We start from the raw sequence: 18,221 nt of genomic DNA, 5'->3' as shown, positions 1-18,221 counted from the left end.
TCGAGGCACCGCCGAAGGGACGATCGGACTCATGGCGAACGCAATCGGATCCGCTGAGCTGCGAGAGGCGATCGCGGCTCTCGACCCCGACGTCAGGTCCGGCGTCGAGAGCCTGATCAGCCGGCTCGACGCCGTCGATCTCGAGGAGCGCGAGCCGCGCGACGTCGTGGGCGCTGCGCTCTCGATGCGCGCTCTCGCCGCCCAGCGCCGTCGCGGCGAGATCAGCGTGTCGGTGTTCACACCGACGCTCAGCGAGCACGGCTGGACCTCGCGCCGCACCATCGTCGACATCTGCACCGACGACGCCCCGTTCCTGGTCGACTCGGTCACCGCGGCGGTCGCGCGACAGGGCCTGGCCGTGCATCTTCTGCTTCACCCGATGGTGTCGGTGCGTCGGGGCGACGACGGCGAGCTGCTCGAGACCGACGCGCACGGCGGCGAGCTCGAGTCGTGGATCCACCTCGAGGTCGACCGCGTGCCCACCGAGGCGGGGCGCGCGGCGCTCACGGAGCGGCTGCTCTCGGTGCTCGGCGACGTGCACGCCGCGGTCGACGACTGGCCGGCCATGCGCCGCGCCTGCCTCGACCTGGTCACCGACCTGCGCACCCAGCCGCCGGTCACCGCCGACCCGGCCAGCGTGGGACCGACCGTCGACTTCCTCAGCTGGCTCGTCGACGACAACTTCACCTTCCTCGGCTACCGCGAGTACTCCCTGGTATCGGATGAGCACGGCGAGGACGTGCTCGTCCCGATAGAGCACACCGGGCTGGGCATCCTGCGCAAGCCCACCACTGCGGTCGCACACCTGCGCCCTGAGGCGCAGCGCACGGCTCGCGAGCCGCGGTTGCTCACGATCACGAAGGCCAACTCGCGCGCCACCGTGCATCGCGACGTCTACCTCGACTACATCGGCGCGCGGATGTTCGACGAGGCCGGCGAGGTCATCGGCGAGCGCCGGTTCCTCGGCATGTTCACCTCTGCCGCCTACGCCGCGTCGGTGACGACGCTTCCGATCGCCGCAGCCAAGGTGCGCGCCGTGCTGGAGGCATCCGGGTTCACACCGCTCTCGCACACCGGTAAGGATCTGCTGCAGATCCTCGAGCAGTATCCGCGGGACGAGCTGTTCCAGGACTCGGTCGACCACCTGCTCAAGGTCGCTTCCGAGGTGAGCCGTCTGAACGGACGCCGGCGCTCCCGCATGTTCCTGCGGAGCGATGAGTTCGGCCGATTCGTCTCGGCCCTGGTCTATCTGCCGAAGGACCGCTACAACACCCCGGTGCGGCTGCGCATCGAGGCGCTGCTGCGGCAGTTGTTCGAGGCCGAGCACGTCGACCACGCCACGCGGGTCACCGACTCCCCGCTCGCCCAGCTGCACTTCGTCGTGCGCGTGCCGCGCGGAGCATCCCTTCCCGACGTCGACGAGCGCGAACTGCAGCGCCCACTGGCCGATGCCGTCCGCGGATGGGATGAAGGCCTCGTCGACGCACTGCACCACGCCCACGGCGATGACGAGGCCGCGAGACTCCTGGCTGACTACGGCGAGGCCTTCCCCGCGGTGTACAAGGAGACGGTCACCCCCGAGGAGGCGGTCGACGACATCCCCCTGCTGGAGAGCCTGGGCGAGCGCGAGCTCGCGGTGCGACTGAACGTGCCAGAGCGCGACGTCCCAGTCAAACGCGTCTTCACACTGGTCTCGCGTCAGGAGTATCCGCTCACTCGCGTGCTTCCGGTGCTCACCGATCTCGGCGTCGACGTGGTCGACGAGCGCCCATACGAGATCTCCCTCGAGGGCGGCGAGAAGCGCTACATCTCCGACTTCGGCCTCACCGCCGAGGGCGTCGAGCGATGGAACGACGCCTCGTGGGGCGGCGTGTTCGAGGACGCGTTCACGGCCTGCTGGACGGGCGCGGCTGAGAGCGACCGACTGAACACGCTGGTGCTGCACGGCGACCTGGACTGGCGCCGCATCGTGATCCTCCGCGCCATCGCGATGTATCTGCGTCAGATCGGGTCGGCGTTCTCGGTGGAGTACATCGAGAACGCGCTGGCGTCGAACCCCGACCTCGCCCGCGACCTGGTGCGCCTGTTCGAGCTGCGATTCGACCCGTCTGTCACCGGCGACCGCGCCGCACAGGTGGAAGCGGCCGAGGCCGATCTGCTGCTCGCGCTTGACCAGGTCGCCAGCCTCGACGACGATCGCATCCTGCGCTCCTTCGTCGGAGTGATCAAGGCGACCTGGCGGACGAACTACTACCAGCCGGCTGCCGACGGCTCGCCGAAGCCGTGGGTGTCGATGAAGCTCGACTGCGCCAACGTGCCAGGGCTGCCGAAACCGCATCCGATGGCCGAGATCTGGGTGTACTCGCCCGAGGTCGAAGGAGTGCATCTGCGGTTCGGAAAGGTCGCGCGCGGCGGCTTGCGGTGGAGCGATCGGCGGGAGGACTTCCGCACCGAGGTACTCGGCCTGGTCAAGGCGCAGATGGTGAAGAACGCTGTGATCGTCCCGACCGGGTCCAAGGGCGGATTCTTCGCCAAGCGGCTGCCCGCCCCGAGCGACCGCGGCGCGTGGCTCGAAGCGGGGAAGGCCGCGTACAGAACGTTCATCCGCGGGCTGCTCGACATCACCGACAACCGGGTCGGCTCCGAGATCATGCCGCCGGCCGACGTCGTGCGCCACGACGGAGAAGACCCCTACCTGGTGGTCGCCGCCGACAAGGGCACGGCCTCGTTCTCCGACATCGCCAACGGGATCTCCGAGGAGTACGGGTTCTGGCTCGCCGACGCCTTCGCGTCGGGCGGGTCGGCAGGCTACGACCACAAGGCGATGGGCATCACAGCCCGCGGCGCCTGGGAGTCGGTGAAGCGGCACTTCCGCGAACTCGGCCTCGACACTCAGTCCGAGGACTTCACCGTCGTCGGCATCGGCGACATGTCGGGAGACGTGTTCGGCAACGGAATGCTGCGATCCCGGCACATCCGGCTGGTCGCAGCCTTCGATCACCGCCACGTCTTCGTCGACCCGACCCCGGATGCGGAGGCGACCTTCGCCGAGCGGGAACGCCTGTTCGCACTGCCGGGGTCGTCGTGGGACGACTTCGACCGCAGCGTGATCTCCGCCGGCGGCGGGGTGTATCCGCTCTCGATGAAGTCGATCACCGTCACGCCCGAGATGGCCGAGGCTCTCGGTCTCGACCACGCGGTGAAGAAGATGACGCCGATGGAGCTGAAGAAGTCCGTGCTGCTCGCGCCGGTCGATCTGCTCTGGAACGGCGCCATCGGCACGTACATCAAGGCGAGCGACGAGAGCGACGCCGACGTGGGCGACCGCGGCAACGACGCCGTCCGCGTCGACGGCGGGCAGCTGCGACTTCGGGTGGTCGGAGAGGGCGGCAACCTCGGCGCCACCCAGCGCGGCCGCATCGAGGCTGCGTCTGCCGGCATCCGGATCAACACCGACGCCATCGACAACTCTGCCGGCGTCGGCACATCCGACCGCGAGGTCAACATCAAGATCCTGCTCGGCATCCTGGAGCGCGAGGGCCGTCTCGACCGCGAGGCGCGCAACGAGCTGCTGCAGTCGATGACCGACGAGGTCGCAGTGCAGGTGCTGCGGGACAACTACGAGCAGAACGTGCTGCTGGGCAACTCCCGGGCCAACGCCGGCGTCATGCTCCCCGTCCATGAGCGGCTGATGGAGTGGCTCGAGGAGCGCGACGAACTCGATCGCGACCTGGAATTCCTGCCCGGCCGCGCCGAAGTGGCCGACCGGATCGCCCAGCAGCAGGGGCTGACCAGGCCGGAGTTCTCGGTGCTGGTCGCCTATGCGAAACTCGCCCTCAAGGGCGATCTCGCCGCGACCGATCTGGCGGATGACCCCTGGTTTACTCGAACGCTGGCCGAGTACTTCCCCGCGCCGATCAGAGAGGCGTACGCCGGCGATCTGGATGCCCACCCGCTGCGCACCGAGATCATCGTCAACTCGGTGGTGAACTCGATGGTGAACCGCGGTGGGATCACCTTCGGCTATCGGGCGGCGGACGAGACGGGAGCATCCAGCGAGGAGATCGCGCGCGCCTACGTGGCCGCGCGCGAGATCTTCGATCTGCACGGCTTCGTCGTCGCCGTCGAGGCGACCGACAACATCGTCTCGACGGATGTTCAGACCGACCTCTATCTCACCTTCCGCCGACTGCTGGATCGCGCCACCCGCTGGTTCGTGCAGCACCGTCCAGACGGCGTGGACATCGGCGCGGAGATCGAGCTGTTCCAGGGGCCGGTGACGCATCTGTCGGCGAACGTCGACCGGTGGCAGCAGGGAGTGGATCTGGAGCGCTTCGGGTCGCGGACGCAGGAGCTCCAGGACGCCGGCGTGCCGGAGGATCTCGCCAGGCGCGGGGCCGGGTTGCTCGACGTGCTCTCGCTGCTCGACATCGCCGAGTTCTCGCGCACAAGGGGCTGGGATCTGGAGGAGCTGGCGGCGCTGTACTTCGCGATGTCGGCGCGGATGTCGTTCGAGCAGACGCTGACGAAGATCAGCGCCCTGCCGCAGGACGACCGCTGGGGATCGATGGCCAGGGCGAGCATGCGCGACGACCTGTACGCGGTGATGATCGAGCTGACCGCGACGGTCGCGCAGCAGACCTCTCCCGGCGAGCCGGACGCGCGTATCGAGGCCTGGATGGAAGCGGGCGGCTCGTCCATGCGGCGTGCCGTGGACGAAGCGATCGCGGCCGCACAGGCGCAGGACGGATCTGGGCTGGCCACGCTGTCGGTCGCGGTGCGGCGACTGCGCTCCCTCGTCAGATGACGCCGGCGCGACTGCATACGCTTGTCCATATGACGTCTTCGGCCACGCTCGACCCTGCCCTCCGCCGCGCCCGGGTCGGCGTCGCGCTGCTGTTCCTCACCAACGGTGCGCTGTTCGCCAACATCCTGCCGCGCTACCCCGAGATCAAGGCCGAGCTCGGTCTGGATGCCGCCACCTACGGCCTCGCGATCGCGGCCTTCCCCGCCGGGGCGATCGTCGCAGGGCTCGCCGCCGCGATGTTCATCCGCCGGTTCGGATCGGCGAGAGTCGCGGTCGCCGGAACCATCATCACGAGCCTCGGCATCCTCGCCGCCGGCTTCGCGCCGTCGGTCCTCTTCTTCGCGCTCGGCCTGTTCCTCGGGGGAGCGGCGGATGCCATCACCGACGTCGCCCAGAACGCCCACGCCCTGCGCGTGCAGCGCGGCTACGGCCGCTCGATCATCAACTCCTGCCACGCGATCTGGTCGATCGGCGCGGTTCTCGGCGGATCGATGGCGGCTGTCGCGATCGCGATCGCTCTACCCCTCGGCATCCACCTGATCATCTCGGCCGTGACCTTCGGCATCGTCTCGCTCATCGCCCTGCGGCTGTGCCTGCCCGGCCGCGACCGCGAGACCGATGAAGATGCGGTCGCCGGCGGCGAAGAGATCGGCGGCGCGCTGCAGCGCATCACGGTGAAGGTCGTCATCATCCTCACAGCGCTCGTGCTGATCTCGATCGCCGGCGCCCTCGTCGAGGATGCCGGCATGTCGTGGGCGACCCTGTACCTGGCCACGTCGCTCGAGGCTCCGGCGGCCCTCGCCGCCACCGGATACATCGCCCTCGTCGGCGCACAGTTCATCGGACGCATCGTCGGCGACGGCCTCACCGACCGGTTCGGGCAGCGCGCCGTCGCGCTCAGCGGTGGACTCATCACCGCGGTCGGAATGGGCCTCGCGCTCGCGTTCCCGTCGATCCCCGGCACGATCATCGGCTTCGCCGCGGCGGGATACGGCGTCGCGACGCTCATCCCGGCCGCCATGCACGTCGCCGACGAGCTGCCTGGTCTCAAGCACGGCGCCGGCCTCACGATCGTGTCGTGGCTGCTGCGACTCGGATTCCTGTTCTCGCCGCCGCTTGTGGGTCTCGTGGCCGACAGTGCCGGACTGCGGACGGGCCTGCTCGTCGTGCCGATCGCCGGGGTGGTCGCCGTGCTGTTCGCGTGGTCGCTGCAGGGGCGGGCGAAGCGTGGGCTCTAGCCCCTCGCGGCATCCGCATCGGCGAGCCCCCGCCGCATCGCCTCGCGCGATGCAGCATCCCACGGGCCCGAGCACGCGAGCGGGATCTCGGTCATGTAGCGGCGCTCAGGTTCCGGCATCCGCTCGGCGAAGCCGGCCGGGTCGGACCCCGCCGTCGCGTACAGGTCGGGTCCATCCGCGAAGTAGAGATCGCAGGCGACGAGGCGGCCGTCGCTGCCGCGCATGATGTTCGACGGATTCTGGTCGAGCGGACCGCACCAGGGAAGCTCGCGGACGGCGTCGGCGTGGATGCGGCGCACGATGTCGACGAGCTCGGCGACGTGCGGTTCACGATCGGCGATCGCGGTGTGGAACGCCACGGCATCCTGCTCGTCGATGTCGCCGAGCCACTCCATCACCTGCAGATCGCCGCCGCCGGCGAGTCGGCGATGCGCGAACAGCTGTGGAACCTGACGGGTGTGCGCCGCCTCGCGATACAGGGCGGCGGTGTACGGACCGACCGGATCGAACGGACTGATCCGCACGGCGGCCGCTCCGTCGGGGGAGCGCAACGCGATCGCCCAGTCGCCCTCCCCGCACGGTGTCCAGCCGGCGTCGCGGAACGCACGCTCGGCGTCGCGGTGGGTGGCGTCTGCGGGCAGGCTGTCGACGATGGCAGTCATGAGTCCATTCTGAACGAAATGCAACATGGCAAGGTCAAGTGCAGACTGAGTTGCATAACAACAATCAATCGTTATCTCAAACTTCACATAATGATGCTCGGTTTTGCGAGCAGGGCCGCGCGGGTCGATACTCATGGCGAAACCAGAGCGCCACCGAAAGCTCTTCTGGCCCACTATGAATCAGACAGACACCCTGAACCCTGCACGCGCGAGCGTCGCCGTCATCGGCTCCGGCCGCCTCGGCGGCGTGCTCGCGCGTGCCCTCCGCGCGGCCGGGCTCGACGTACTGGGACCTTTCGGTCGAGACGGCACTGCTGCCTCGGGTACCGTGCCCGCCGTCGACATCGCGCTGCTCTGCGTTCCTGACGCCGCCATCGCCGTCGCCGCTGACGCCGTGAGGGATCGCGCGCGGTTCGTCGGTCACGTCTCGGGCGCCACGGGTCTGGATGCTGTCGACTTCAGCCTGCACCCGCTGCAGACGTTCACGGGAGATGAGAAGCCGGACGTCTTCCGCGGCATCGGCTGCGCCGTCGATGCGCACACCGATGAGGCGCTCGCCGTCGCGACCGGACTTGCCGAGGTGCTCGGAGCGCGCGCCTTCCGCGTGGGCGATGCGCAGCGCGCCGGCTATCACGCCGCGGCATCCACGGCGTCGAATCTGGTGCTCGCAGTGCTGGATGCCGCCGAGCAGCTCGCCGTGGCCGCCGGCCTTCCGTCGGCCGACACGCGCGCTCTGCTCGCACCGCTCGTGCGCCGCACGGTCGAGAACTGGGCGGATGCCGGTGCCGAGGCATCCCTCACCGGCCCGATCGCACGCGGCGACGAAGGCACGGTCGCACGCCAGCGCGCGGCGGTGGCGGACGCCGGCCTCGACCTTCTGGCGCTGTTCGATCAGCTGTGCGCGAGCACCCGCGGGCTCGCCCACCGACCGCAGGAAGACGCAGCATGAGGATCATCCGCACGATCGACGCGATGCGTGCCGCGGTGCGTGAGGCGCGTCGTGCCGGTCGGAGCGTCGGCCTCGTCCCCACCATGGGCGCCTTCCACGAAGGTCACCTCTCGCTCATGCGCCGCGCGCGAGAGCAGAACGATCTCGTCGTCGTCTCGCTCTTCGTCAACCCGACCCAGTTCGGCCAGAACGAAGACCTCAGCTCCTACCCGCGTGACGAGGCGCGCGACGCGGCGCTCGCCGAGAACGAGGGCGTCGACGTCCTCTTCGCCCCGTCAGCTGCCGAGGTGTATCCGGACGGGTTCGCCACCAGCATCGATGTCTCGGGAATCACCGACGTGCTCGACGGCGCCTCGCGCGGCGCATTCCACTTCGACGGCGTCGCGACCGTCGTCACGAAGCTGTTCGGCATCGTCCGCCCCGACGTAGCGTTCTTCGGACAGAAGGATGCCCAGCAGATCATGGTCGTGCGCCGCGTCGTCAGCGACCTCGATCTCGACGTCCGTATTGAGGCGTGCCCGATCGTCCGCGAGACCGATGGACTCGCGATGAGCTCGCGCAACGTCTACCTCTCGCCCGAGGCGCGCGAGCAGGCGACGGCGCTTTCCCGTGCGCTCGACGCGGCCTCCGCCGTGCGGGAATCGGGCGAGCGCGACGGCGAACGGATCCTGGATGCCGCCCGCCGCGTCCTCGCCGACGCCGGTATCACGCCGGAGTATCTCGAGCTCCGCGACGCTCTCGCCCTGAACACCGTCACCCGCGTCGACTCGGACGCACTCCTCGCCGTCGCCGCACGCGTCGGCGCCGCTCGATTGATCGACAACCACATCCTGAAAGGCGACCGCTGATGCAACGCACCATGCTGAAGTCGAAGATCCACCGCGCTACCATCACCGGAAGCGACCTCAACTACGTCGGTTCGATCACGATCGACGCCGACCTGCTCGATGCCGCCGACATCCTCGAGAACGAGCAGGTCCATGTGCTCGACGTCGACAACGGCGCGCGCTTCGAGACCTACACGATCGCGGGCGAGCGCGGAACCGGTGTTATGCAGGTCAACGGCGCCGCCGCCCGGCTCGTGCACTCCGGCGACACGATCATCGTCGTCTCGTACGCTTCGTACTCGCGTTCCGAGCTCGAGGAGTACGAGCCGGTCGTCGTGCATGTGGACCGCGGCAACGGCATCATCCAGGTCGATGACGCGGTGGACCAGCTGCTCACCGGGGCGTCGGCATGAGCATCCACCCGGTGGCCGGCCGCGCGCGCGTCACCCTCGGTGCGCTCGCGGCGAAGAAGGCCGCCGGCGAGAAGATCGTGATGGTCACGGCGTACGACTATCCGGGCGCACAGATCGTGGATGCCGCAGGCGTCGACATCGTGCTCGTCGGAGACTCCGCAGCGATGACCGTGCTCGGCTACGACTCGACGGTGCCGGTGACGGTCGACGAGATGATCATGCTCACGGCCGCGGTGCGGCGGGGGCTCTCGACACCGTTGCTGGTCGCCGACTTGCCGTTCGGATCGTACGAGGCGTCGGACGAGCTCGCGATCGCGACCGCCCAGCGCTTCATCAAGGAGACCGGCGCCGACGCGGTCAAGATCGAGCGCGGTGGCACGACGGTCGATCGGGCGCGTGCGCTCGTCGCCGCCGGCATCCCTGTCGTGGGTCATGTCGGTCTCACGCCGCAGACCGCGTCGTCGCTCGGCGGGTACCGCGCGCAGGGGCGGACGGCCGACTCCGCTTCTCGGGTGATCGAGGACGCGCTCGCCCTGCAGGATGCCGGATGCTCGCTGCTCGTCGTCGAGGCAGTGCCTTCTGCGGTCACCTCCGTGCTCATGGCGCAAATGGGCATCCCGGTGATCGGGATCGGGGCAGGGGCGGATGCCGATGGCCAGGTGCTCGTCTTCCACGATCTGCTCGGGATCTACGACGGCGGAGCGGCGCGCTTCGTCAAGCGGTACGCGGAGGTGCGCGGGGCGATGGTTGCTGGTGTCTCTTCGTACGCAAGCGAGGTGCGCTCGCGGGTCTACCCCGCGGCCGAGCACACGTACGGGATGCCGGCCGAGGAGGCCGAGAGGCTTGCGGCGCTGTTCGCGGGGCGTGCAGGGGGCGCTCGCAGCGTCGGGTGAGCTGACTGCGCTGGGTAGGCTGACCGCATGCGCATGGATGCCTCATCTTCTTCGGGGCCGATGCCCCGCGTGATCCACACCGGACAGGCCCTGGTCGATGAGGTCATCGAGGTGCCCGCCCTTCCCGCGCGAGGGCAGAACGTCATGGCATCCTCCGTCGCCCAGTACGCGGGCGGGGCTGTCACCGTGCTGCTGGCCGCCGCGCGTCTCGGCGCGGACTGCGTGCACGCGGGTGCGGTGGGCACCGGTCCGCACGGAGACGTGATCCGTGCGGCGTTGGATGCTGACGGCATCGCGGCATCCGCGCCGCCGGCGACCACGCAGGACACCGGCGTCTGCGTCGTCCTGGTCGAGCCGACGGCCGAGCGCACGTTCGTCACGACCCTCGGTGCCGAGCGGGAGATCACGGTCGATTCCCTGGCCAGTGCTTCTGCCGGACCTGGCGATCTCGTCTGCGTCACCGGATACTCGCTGGCGGTCGAGCAGACCCGCGACCCGCTGTTGGCGTGGATGGAGACCCTGCCGCCTGATGCCGTCGTGGTGCTCGATCCCGGCGCGGCGTTCGCCTCGCTTTCTGCCGAGGTGCGCGATGCGATGCTCGCCCGTACCGACGTGTGGACGGGGAACGCGGAGGAGACGACGGATCTGCTGTCCGCGCTGTCCGCTTCTGTTTCTGGGGTCGCTGATTCTGAGCTCGCTGATTCTGGGGCCGATCGCGAGATCGTCGCTCAGGCCGCTGCTGTGCCGGCGCTGCTGCGGGACGGGGCCGTCGCGATCGTCCGGGACGGTGCCGAAGGCTGCGCTGTTTCCGTCGCCGGCGAGACGACATACGTTCCGGGCTTCCCGCAGAAGCCGGTGGACACGAACGGCGCCGGCGATACGCATACCGGCGCGCTGCTGGCATCCGTCGCGACGGGAGCGAGCTGGGTCGACGCGAGCCGGCGCGCCAATGCCGCCGCAGCGATCAAGGTGACGCGCCGAGGGCCGACGACGGCGCCGACCGCGGACGAGGTCGAGGAGTTCCTTCTGAACGCCTGACGCGTTATCCACAATCTCGAATATTATTCCGAGAATGTCGGTGGCCCTGCGTACTCTGGAGGTATGTCGAAGCTGACCGCACTCCACGAGGCAATCACAAGCCTCGAACGGGTGTGGGCGGGCGCCGATGACTCGAACGATCTTACGAGAGAACAGCTCGTTTCTGCGACGGATGCTGTCGCGCTCGTGCAACGGCGATTGGATGCCGTCCAGGTCGACGTGGCCGCAGGTCTCGCGCGCGAATCGCGTCCGGAGCTCGGGGCGGAGTCGCTCGCCAAGCAACAGGGATTCCGCACGCCGGCCAAGATGCTGTCCACGACCATGGGCGTCTCGACGGGTGACGCGCTGCGGCTGATCAAGGTGGGCGAGAGCACGGCACCGCGGTCAGACCTGCTGGGCGCGAAGCTGCCGGCGAAGTATCCGCTCGTTCGTGAGGCGCTGAACTCGGGTGCGCTGAGTGCGCAGGCATCGGCGCTGATCATCGGACTGCTCGATCGCTGCCGCGTGGCTGCGGGTGCCGAGCGCATCGTCGAAGGGGAGCGACTGCTCGTCGAAGCGGCCGTCGGGCTCGGTCTCGACGAGGTCCGCAAGCTGATCGTGCGCGCCGAGGCGTGGCTCGACCCTGACGGCGTCGAGCCGCGCGAAGACGAGCGCCGTGCGCAGCGTTCGCTGACGTTCTTCGAACGCGACGGCTACCTCCACTTCAACGGAAAATGGGATGCCGAAACCGGCGCGCCGATCGCCGCAGCGCTGCGTGGTGCTGTCGGTGCGACATTCGCCGCGCGGAAGGATGCTGTCGACCCCGACGCTCCGGATGCCGATCACCGCACCGTCGCGATGATCCAGGCCGATGCGCTCAGCGCGTTCTGCGCGCACATGCTCGGCTGCGAGGCGAAGGGTCCGGTGCTCGCGGGCGCGACGGTCATCGTCCGGATGAGCCTGGAAGACCTCGAGTCGGGTGTCGGATCGGCGACGATCGACGGCATCGACCAGCCGATCAGCGTCGGAGCGGCGCGGCGTATGGCCGCCAGCGGCGGCGTGATCCCCTGTGTGTTCGATGGCGACAGTCAGATCCTCGATTGGGGGCGCGAGAAGCGGCTCTTCACCAAGACCCAGCGACTCGCGCTCGCCGAACGCGACGGCGGATGCGCGATGTGCGGGCTTCCGCCCGAGATGACCCGGGTGCATCACATCCGATGGTGGCAGCGAGATCGAGGGCCGACCGACTTGTCGAACGGCGTGCTGCTGTGCGAGACGTGTCACCATCGCATCCATGACAACGGGTGGGAGATCCGCATCGACGGGGTCGGAGTGGGCGCGCTGGTGTGGTTCATTCCGCCGCCTTACGTCGATCCGGCGGGGACGCCGCGGCTCGGCGGCAGGGCACGATTCGACATCGCTGCTTGAGCGCGGGGCGCGACGCCGTGCGCCAACCGGCGCCGCATGGTCGATCCCGTGCATTCGCTGGGAAGGCTTTCCGAACGATCTATAGCGATATATCGTTAACGCACTCCGCTCGGCACGAACGGAGCTTGACATGCACGGGCGCGCTGCCGGCGCACCGCGAACCAGGAGGTCATCATGAACGACTCATCCCACAACAGCGGTTTCGGGTCGGGCTCGCCCTTCGGCGGGTTCGGCGGCTTCGGTTCCGGTGGTTTCGGCGGCTCTGGCGGCTCCGGTGGCCCAGGGGCGATGATCTTCGACGCGCTCGACCAGATTCGCAAGCAGTTCGAGTCCCGCCCCGGCGGCTCAACGCGCATGGCGCGCGGAGACGTGCGGGCGGCGGTCCTCTCGCTCCTGGCCGAGGAGCCGATGCACGGCTACCAGATCATCCGCGAGATCGAAGACCGCTCAGGCGGAACGTGGAAGCCGAGCGCGGGGTCCGTGTACCCGACGCTGCAGCTGCTCGCCGACGAGGGACTCGTCGAGGCCGAGGAGCAGAACGGACGCAAGACCTACTCGCTCACCGAGGCCGGTCGTGCCGTGGCCGATGAGGCGGACACTCCGGCCCCGTGGGCGGCCAACGGCGACGGGGCGCGTCGTGACGGTCGCGGTGGAGGAATGCCCGGCGAGCGCCAGCGCGCCCTCGCGAAGGCAGGTGTCGACCTCGCAGGAGCGGCCGCGCAGTTCGCCCGCAGCAACCCAGAACAGATCGACCAGGCCGTCGAGATCCTCGAGGACGCCCGCCGTAAGCTGTACGCGATCCTTGCCCAGGACTGATCCGCTGAAGCATCAGCATCTGACCAGCACGAGCTCGGCATCGCGGGAGGGGCATGATGGCTGACGCGGGACGCCCGGGGCCCCATCGCGCCCGGTATCGCCGAATCCTGCGCTTCGCGTCGCTGCAGCTCGTCCAGCTGTGGTGGTTCGAGCTGTTCCTGCCGCGCATCGGGCTCGCCGGCATCGCAGAGCGCACACGCACCGACCGGATGCGCCGCATCGCACAGCGCTTCCACGTGCTCGCCGTCGACCTCGGCGGCCTCATGATCAAGGTCGGGCAGTTCATGTCGTCGCGCCTCGACGTGCTGCCTCCCGAGATCACCGACGAGCTCGCCGGCCTGCAGGACGAGGTTCCGGCCGTGCCGTTCGCCGACATCAAAGCGCTCGCCGAGGCCGAGCTGGGCGTACCCTTCGACCGCGCGTTCGCTTGGGTTGACGAACGGGCGCTCGCCGCGGCATCCCTCGGCCAGGTGCACCGCGCGCGACTATCCGAACTCGACGCGGCCGACACCGGGCTCGAGAACGTCGTCGTGAAGGTGCAGCGTCCAGGCATCGACGAGATCGTCGCGGTGGACCTCGCCGCACTCCGCAAGGTGGCCGGGTGGCTGCGGCGGGTGCGCATCGTCTCCGATCGTGTCGATGCGCCGGCGCTCGTCGAGGAGTTCGCGCAGACGAGCCTGGAGGAGATCGACTACCTGCACGAGGCGCAGAGCGCAGAGCGCTTCGGCGAGAACTTCGCCGCCGACGCGCGTGTCGCCACCCCCGAGGTCGTCTGGGAGCGCACCACACGTCGGGTGCTGACGCTCGAGGACGTCACCGCGATCAAGATCAACGACACGGATGCTCTGCGCGGGGCGGGCATCGACCCCGACGAAGTGGCGGATGCCTTCGCCAAGGCCATGTTCGAGCAGGTGTTCACGCATAGTTTCTTCCACGCCGACCCGCACCCTGGGAACATCTTCGTGACACCCGGCGCCACTCCCGACGCGTGGCGGCTGACGTTCATCGACTTCGGCATGATGGGTCAGGTTCCTGAGGGGCTGCGCAGCGGATTGCGCGCCCTCGTGATCGCCGTCGCCTCTCGCGACGGCCGCAAGCTCGTGGATGCTGCGCAGGAGGTCGGCGTCCTGCTGCCCTCCGCCGACACCAAGGAGTTCGAGAAGGCGATCACCGCCCTGTTCGCCCGGTTCGGGGGCATGGGATTCGCGGAGCTCGCCACTGTCGACCCTCGCGAGTTCCGTGATTTCGCCAGCGAGTTCGGCGACACGATCCGGGCGCTGCCGTTCCAGCTTCCCGAGGGGATGCTGCTGCTGTTCCGCGCCGTCGCGCTGACCTCGGGCATGTGCAGCGGGCTGAATCCGACGTTCAACGTGTGGGATGCCGTCGAGCCGTTCGCGGCGCAGCTGCTGCGCGATGAGACCGGCAACACCGTTCGTGCCTTCGCCGATGAGGCATGGAGGGCCGCGGTGACGACGGCCCGGTTGCCAGGACGCATCGACGCCGTCATCACTGAGATCGAAGAAGGCACGATCACCTTCGACACCTCGCGGCTCGAACGTCGTCTGGATTCGCTGATCCGCATCGGTCGACGCGTCGTCTCTGCTGTGGTGTTCGCCGGACTTGCGGTCGGCGGGGCGCTGCTCATCGTTCCGACGCCGCCGCTCGGGATCGTGCTGCTGGCGGCGTCCGTCGTGCCGCTCGCGCACGCGCTGTTCGCCGGCGTAGGGCGGCGCTGAAGGTCGATCCCGAAAACCTCTTGACACGGCATCCGTCTCCGCATAACGTACAACCAAATGGTTGCACAATCTGAACTGAGCGAGACGGAGATCGACCGTGTGTTCCACGCACTGGCGACGGCGACCCGGCGTGACATCCTGCGCCGCACGATCACCGAGGAGCAATCCGTATCGACCCTCGCGGGCGACTACGAGATGTCCTTCGCGGCCGTGCAGAAGCACGTCGCCGTCCTCGAGGCCGCCGGCCTCATCATCAAACGCGCTGAGGGACGCGAGCGGCTCGTCCGCGCGAATCCCGAGATGATCGCGCGCGCTCGGGCGCTGCTGGCCCGTTACGAAGAGCTGTGGCGGGCTCGCATCTCCCGCCTCGACGACCTGCTCGCCTCGGATGCACCGAACGCCGAATCCAACGAAGGAGTCTGAAATGCCTGTCACCGATATCACCACCGATCCGCAGAGTCTGACGATGACGCTGACCGCCGAGTTCGCTGCTCCGGTCGAGCGCGTGTGGAACGCATTCACGACCGCGAGCCAGCTCGAGCGGTTCTGGGGCCCTCCGGGGTGGCCGTCCACGTTCCGCGAGTTCGATCTGCGGGTCGGCGGGCGCGCCCAGTACTTCATGACGAGCCCTCGCGGCGAGAAGTCGTCGGGCTCGTGGGAGTTCATCTCGATCGACGAGCCGCGTGGCTTCGAGGTCATCGACTCGTTCGTCGACGACGAGGGCAACCCGCTCGACGGATTCCCTGCGATGCGCATGAGCTTCAACTTCGAAGAGACCGAGGCCGGGTCGCGCATGGTCAACACGAGCTACTTCGACAGCGCCGAGGCGCTCGAGCAGGTCGTCGCGATGGGCGCCGTCGAGGGTTCGCGCATGGCGATGGCGCAGCTGGATGCCGTCCTGCAGGACCTCCGCGAATACGCCGAGGGCAAGGGCACCCGCGTCGAGCTGCTCGACGACACGCACGTGCGCATCACGCGGCTGGTGAACGGCCCGCGCGAGCTCGTCTGGCGCGCGCACCACGACCCGGAACTGATCCGGCAGTGGATGCTCGGACCCGACGGCTGGGAGATGACGGAGTGCGTCGCGACCACCACGGTCGGCGAGAGCTACCGCAACTCGTGGGCACCGGTCGGCGACACCGAAGGTGAGCCGTTCGGATTCGAGGGCGAGGTGCTGCTCAGCGACCCGCCGCGGCGCGCGGTCACCACCGAGCGGATGCAGGGACTGCCGACCGAGACGCTCAACGACCTCAACCTCTACGAGGAGGACGGCGCCACCCTGGTCACGGTGCTCATCGAGTACCCCGACAAGGACACGCGCGACATGATCCTCGCCACCGGCATGGCCGACGGCATGGAGTCGTCGTTCCAGCGACTCGAACGCGAGGTGCTGAGCGCCGCGCGTTCGTAACTCCACAGGAGTTGCTGCTTCGGCCCCGGATCCGGTGGATCCGGGGCCGAACAGCTGCGGTGGTGAGGGCTGTGCCCACGTGAGCGGCCGCGTCGGCGCCGCACAACTCCGGAGAAACTGCGTCCTGGGCTAGTTCGGCACCGGAAACACGCAGATTCTGCGAGAAGCTCCGGAGTTATGCAGGGCGGCAGGCAGAACCTGGCACTTACCGCTGGGCGGCCAACCGGATTGGCGCGTTGGCGCCCCCGTACCCGTCGTAGCCGCCGCGCCGCTCGACCACTTCGAAGAAGACATCGCCGATCGTCCGCGTGTAGAAGTGGATGAACTCGCCCTGCGCATCCCGGTCGTACAGCAGATCCAGCTCGCGCAGTGACGACAGCATCTTGGCCGGCAGATCGAACCGCGCCGCCAGGTCGTCGTAGTAGTTCGCCGGGATCCGCAGGTGATCGATGCCGCGCTCCCGCGCCCGGCGCGCCACCTCGAACACATCCGCGGTCCGCACCGCGACGTGCCGAGCCGGCGGCTTCGCCGTGGGAGGGGCGAGGTTGATCGGCACGCGGATGATGCCGTCGGGCGTCCGCATCACCTGACTGCGGATCAGCCCCTGCAGGCCCGGGACGTCGGCCGGCGGATCGGCCTGCAACGACAACGCGCTCGACATGAACAGCACAGCCTCGTCGAAGTCCTGCCACGCGTAGGCGAGGTTGATGTGGTCGACCTCGCCGACCAGCTCGCCGCCGCCACGGGTGCCGCCGGAGAACTCCTGCAGCCACGACTGCTCGACGGGCAGCGAGCTCCAGAACACCTGCGTGCCGTCGGGCGCCGCGACCCCCTGCAGCTCCTGCTCCCCCTCGTACGTCCGCCGGAACACCGACGGCGACCCGAGTGCGAGCGCGCGCGAGACCGCGGCTTCGGCATCCGCCGTCCTCAACCCGATTCCCGCGAGCACGGCCTCGCCGCTGCGTACCTGCTCGTTCAGGATGATCCGGGCAGCGCCGGCGCTCCACAGGCGCACCGGCTTCGACCGATGACGTCCCTCGAAGGCGAAACCGAGCTGACCGAGCAGCTCGTCGACCTCGGCGAGATCGGCCCCAGCCACCTCGACGAAGTCCAACCCGGACGTCGAGGGTGCAGAGCCGAGGAGGTCCTCAGACCACCCGTTCGCAGCGGCGGTCCGATCCGCCAGCCACACCAGCGAGCGGTGAGCGTGTGCCGCCGTGCGCACCGTGTCGGTCTGCCGGTACGTGTCGTTGAAGACCTCGAGCGACCAGGGCCCGGTGTATCCCGCCCGCATGACGTGCGTCATGAAGCCCACCAGATCGAACGACCCCTCACCGGGGAACAGTCGGTGATGCCGGCTCCACGACAGCACGTCCATGTCGAGCGCCGGGGCATCGGCGAGCTGCAGGAAGAAGATCTTCTCCGCGTCGATCTCCTCGATCGCCGCCGGGTCGTGGCCGAGCGAGAGGATGTGGAAGCTGTCCAGGCACAGACCGAGATTCGGTCGGTCGGCTCGCTTCACGATCTCCCACGTCCGCCGGTAGTCGTCGACGAATCGGCCCCAGGCGAGCGCCTCGTAGGCGAGTCGGATGCCGTGCACCGCAGCCCTGTCGGCGAGCTCGCCGAGCTGCCTGGCGATGATCGCGTCATCATCGACCGTCGCAGTGCCGACGTTGCTGCACACGAGCATGAGGTCGGTCCCGAGACGCTTCATCACCTGGAACTTCGCCTCGGCCCGGCGCAGGTTGTCGGCGAACAGATCGTCACTCACCCCCTCCGCATCGCGGAACGGCTGGAACATCTCGATCTTCAGACCGAGTCGATCGCACAGGGCGCGGATCTCCTCGGGGGACTCTGGGGCGGCGATGAGATCGGCGTCCATGATCTCGACACCGTCGAAGCCTGCCTCAGCGCAGGCGTGGAGCTTTTCGACGAGCCCGCCGGAGATGCAGACGGAGGCAATGGAGGTTCGCATGGCAGTGAACGTACCAGTTTGTACATTAATTTCCCAGAGCTCTTGCTCA

Annotated in this window: 14 protein-coding genes; 12 read left to right on the top strand and 2 right to left on the bottom strand. The window is 68.6% G+C overall.

The features are described 5' to 3' along the window. Window positions 1–31: 31 nt before the first annotated feature. The gene (locus KHB019_RS08750; RefSeq protein WP_337458694.1) at window positions 32–4,807 is read left to right on the top strand and encodes an NAD-glutamate dehydrogenase; all 4,776 of its coding nucleotides are present in this window, start codon (window positions 32–34) and stop codon (window positions 4,805–4,807) included. 29 nt (window positions 4,808–4,836) lie between these two features. Continuing rightward, window positions 4,837–6,045 carry an MFS transporter gene (locus KHB019_RS08745; RefSeq protein ID WP_337458693.1) on the top strand — a complete coding sequence of 403 codons (1,209 nt, stop codon included), beginning with the start codon at window positions 4,837–4,839 and terminating at the stop codon, window positions 6,043–6,045. Here KHB019_RS08745 and KHB019_RS08740 read toward each other — a convergent pair. Beyond that, entirely contained in the window at window positions 6,042–6,707 is a 666-nt protein-coding gene (locus KHB019_RS08740) for a hypothetical protein (RefSeq protein WP_337458692.1), read from the bottom strand. The two genes, KHB019_RS08745 and KHB019_RS08740, sit on opposite strands and share 4 nt — an antisense overlap. 175 nt (window positions 6,708–6,882) lie before the next feature. Here KHB019_RS08740 and KHB019_RS08735 point away from each other — a divergent pair, with 175 nt between their 5' ends. The 10 genes from KHB019_RS08735 to KHB019_RS08690 all read left to right on the top strand — a co-directional run bounded on the left by KHB019_RS08735 (window position 6,883) and on the right by KHB019_RS08690 (window position 16,197). Next, complete coding sequence (locus KHB019_RS08735; RefSeq protein WP_337458691.1) at window positions 6,883–7,656, top strand: Rossmann-like and DUF2520 domain-containing protein; 774 nt, start codon at window positions 6,883–6,885, stop codon at window positions 7,654–7,656. Next, on the top strand, window positions 7,653–8,504 hold the full coding sequence (gene panC / locus KHB019_RS08730) for a pantoate--beta-alanine ligase (RefSeq protein ID WP_337458690.1): 852 nt from the start codon (window positions 7,653–7,655) through the stop codon (window positions 8,502–8,504). Before KHB019_RS08735 ends, panC begins: the two co-directional genes overlap by 4 nt. Beyond that, complete coding sequence (panD, locus tag KHB019_RS08725; protein ID WP_325471027.1) at window positions 8,504–8,896, top strand: aspartate 1-decarboxylase; 393 nt, start codon at window positions 8,504–8,506, stop codon at window positions 8,894–8,896. Before panC ends, panD begins: the two co-directional genes overlap by 1 nt. Further along, on the top strand, window positions 8,893–9,789 hold the full coding sequence (panB, locus tag KHB019_RS08720) for a 3-methyl-2-oxobutanoate hydroxymethyltransferase (RefSeq protein WP_337458689.1): 897 nt from the start codon (window positions 8,893–8,895) through the stop codon (window positions 9,787–9,789). Before panD ends, panB begins: the two co-directional genes overlap by 4 nt. Before the next feature lie 27 nt (window positions 9,790–9,816). Beyond that, window positions 9,817–10,827 carry a PfkB family carbohydrate kinase gene (locus KHB019_RS08715; RefSeq protein ID WP_337458688.1) on the top strand — a complete coding sequence of 337 codons (1,011 nt, stop codon included), beginning with the start codon at window positions 9,817–9,819 and terminating at the stop codon, window positions 10,825–10,827. 63 nt (window positions 10,828–10,890) lie between these two features. After that, window positions 10,891–12,234 carry an HNH endonuclease gene (locus KHB019_RS08710; RefSeq protein ID WP_337458687.1) on the top strand — a complete coding sequence of 448 codons (1,344 nt, stop codon included), beginning with the start codon at window positions 10,891–10,893 and terminating at the stop codon, window positions 12,232–12,234. A gap of 174 nt (window positions 12,235–12,408) precedes the next feature. After that, complete coding sequence (locus tag KHB019_RS08705; RefSeq protein ID WP_230101816.1) at window positions 12,409–13,050, top strand: PadR family transcriptional regulator; 642 nt, start codon at window positions 12,409–12,411, stop codon at window positions 13,048–13,050. Window positions 13,051–13,106: 56 nt separating this feature from the next. Continuing rightward, the gene (locus tag KHB019_RS08700) at window positions 13,107–14,786 is read left to right on the top strand and encodes an ABC1 kinase family protein (RefSeq protein ID WP_337458994.1); all 1,680 of its coding nucleotides are present in this window, start codon (window positions 13,107–13,109) and stop codon (window positions 14,784–14,786) included. Between the two features lie 57 nt (window positions 14,787–14,843). Beyond that, window positions 14,844–15,209, top strand: coding sequence for an ArsR/SmtB family transcription factor (locus KHB019_RS08695; RefSeq protein ID WP_337458686.1), 366 nt, complete (start codon window positions 14,844–14,846; stop codon window positions 15,207–15,209). 1 nt (window position 15,210) lies between these two features. Beyond that, window positions 15,211–16,197, top strand: a complete 987-nt coding sequence (locus tag KHB019_RS08690) for an SRPBCC family protein (RefSeq protein ID WP_325471022.1) — start codon at window positions 15,211–15,213, stop codon at window positions 16,195–16,197. A 205-nt stretch (window positions 16,198–16,402) separates the two neighbouring features. Here KHB019_RS08690 and KHB019_RS08685 read toward each other — a convergent pair whose 3' ends face one another. Then, window positions 16,403–18,172 (bottom strand): sugar phosphate isomerase/epimerase and 4-hydroxyphenylpyruvate domain-containing protein, encoded by a 1,770-nt coding sequence (locus KHB019_RS08685; protein WP_337458685.1) that lies wholly within the window; start codon window positions 18,170–18,172, stop codon window positions 16,403–16,405. Window positions 18,173–18,221 lie beyond the last annotated feature (49 nt).

Origin of the sequence: Microbacterium sp. KHB019, from assembly GCF_037285405.1 — a bacterium.
Taxonomy (GTDB): domain Bacteria; phylum Actinomycetota; class Actinomycetes; order Actinomycetales; family Microbacteriaceae; genus Microbacterium.
This window is presented reverse-complemented; position numbering and strand designations above follow the sequence as displayed.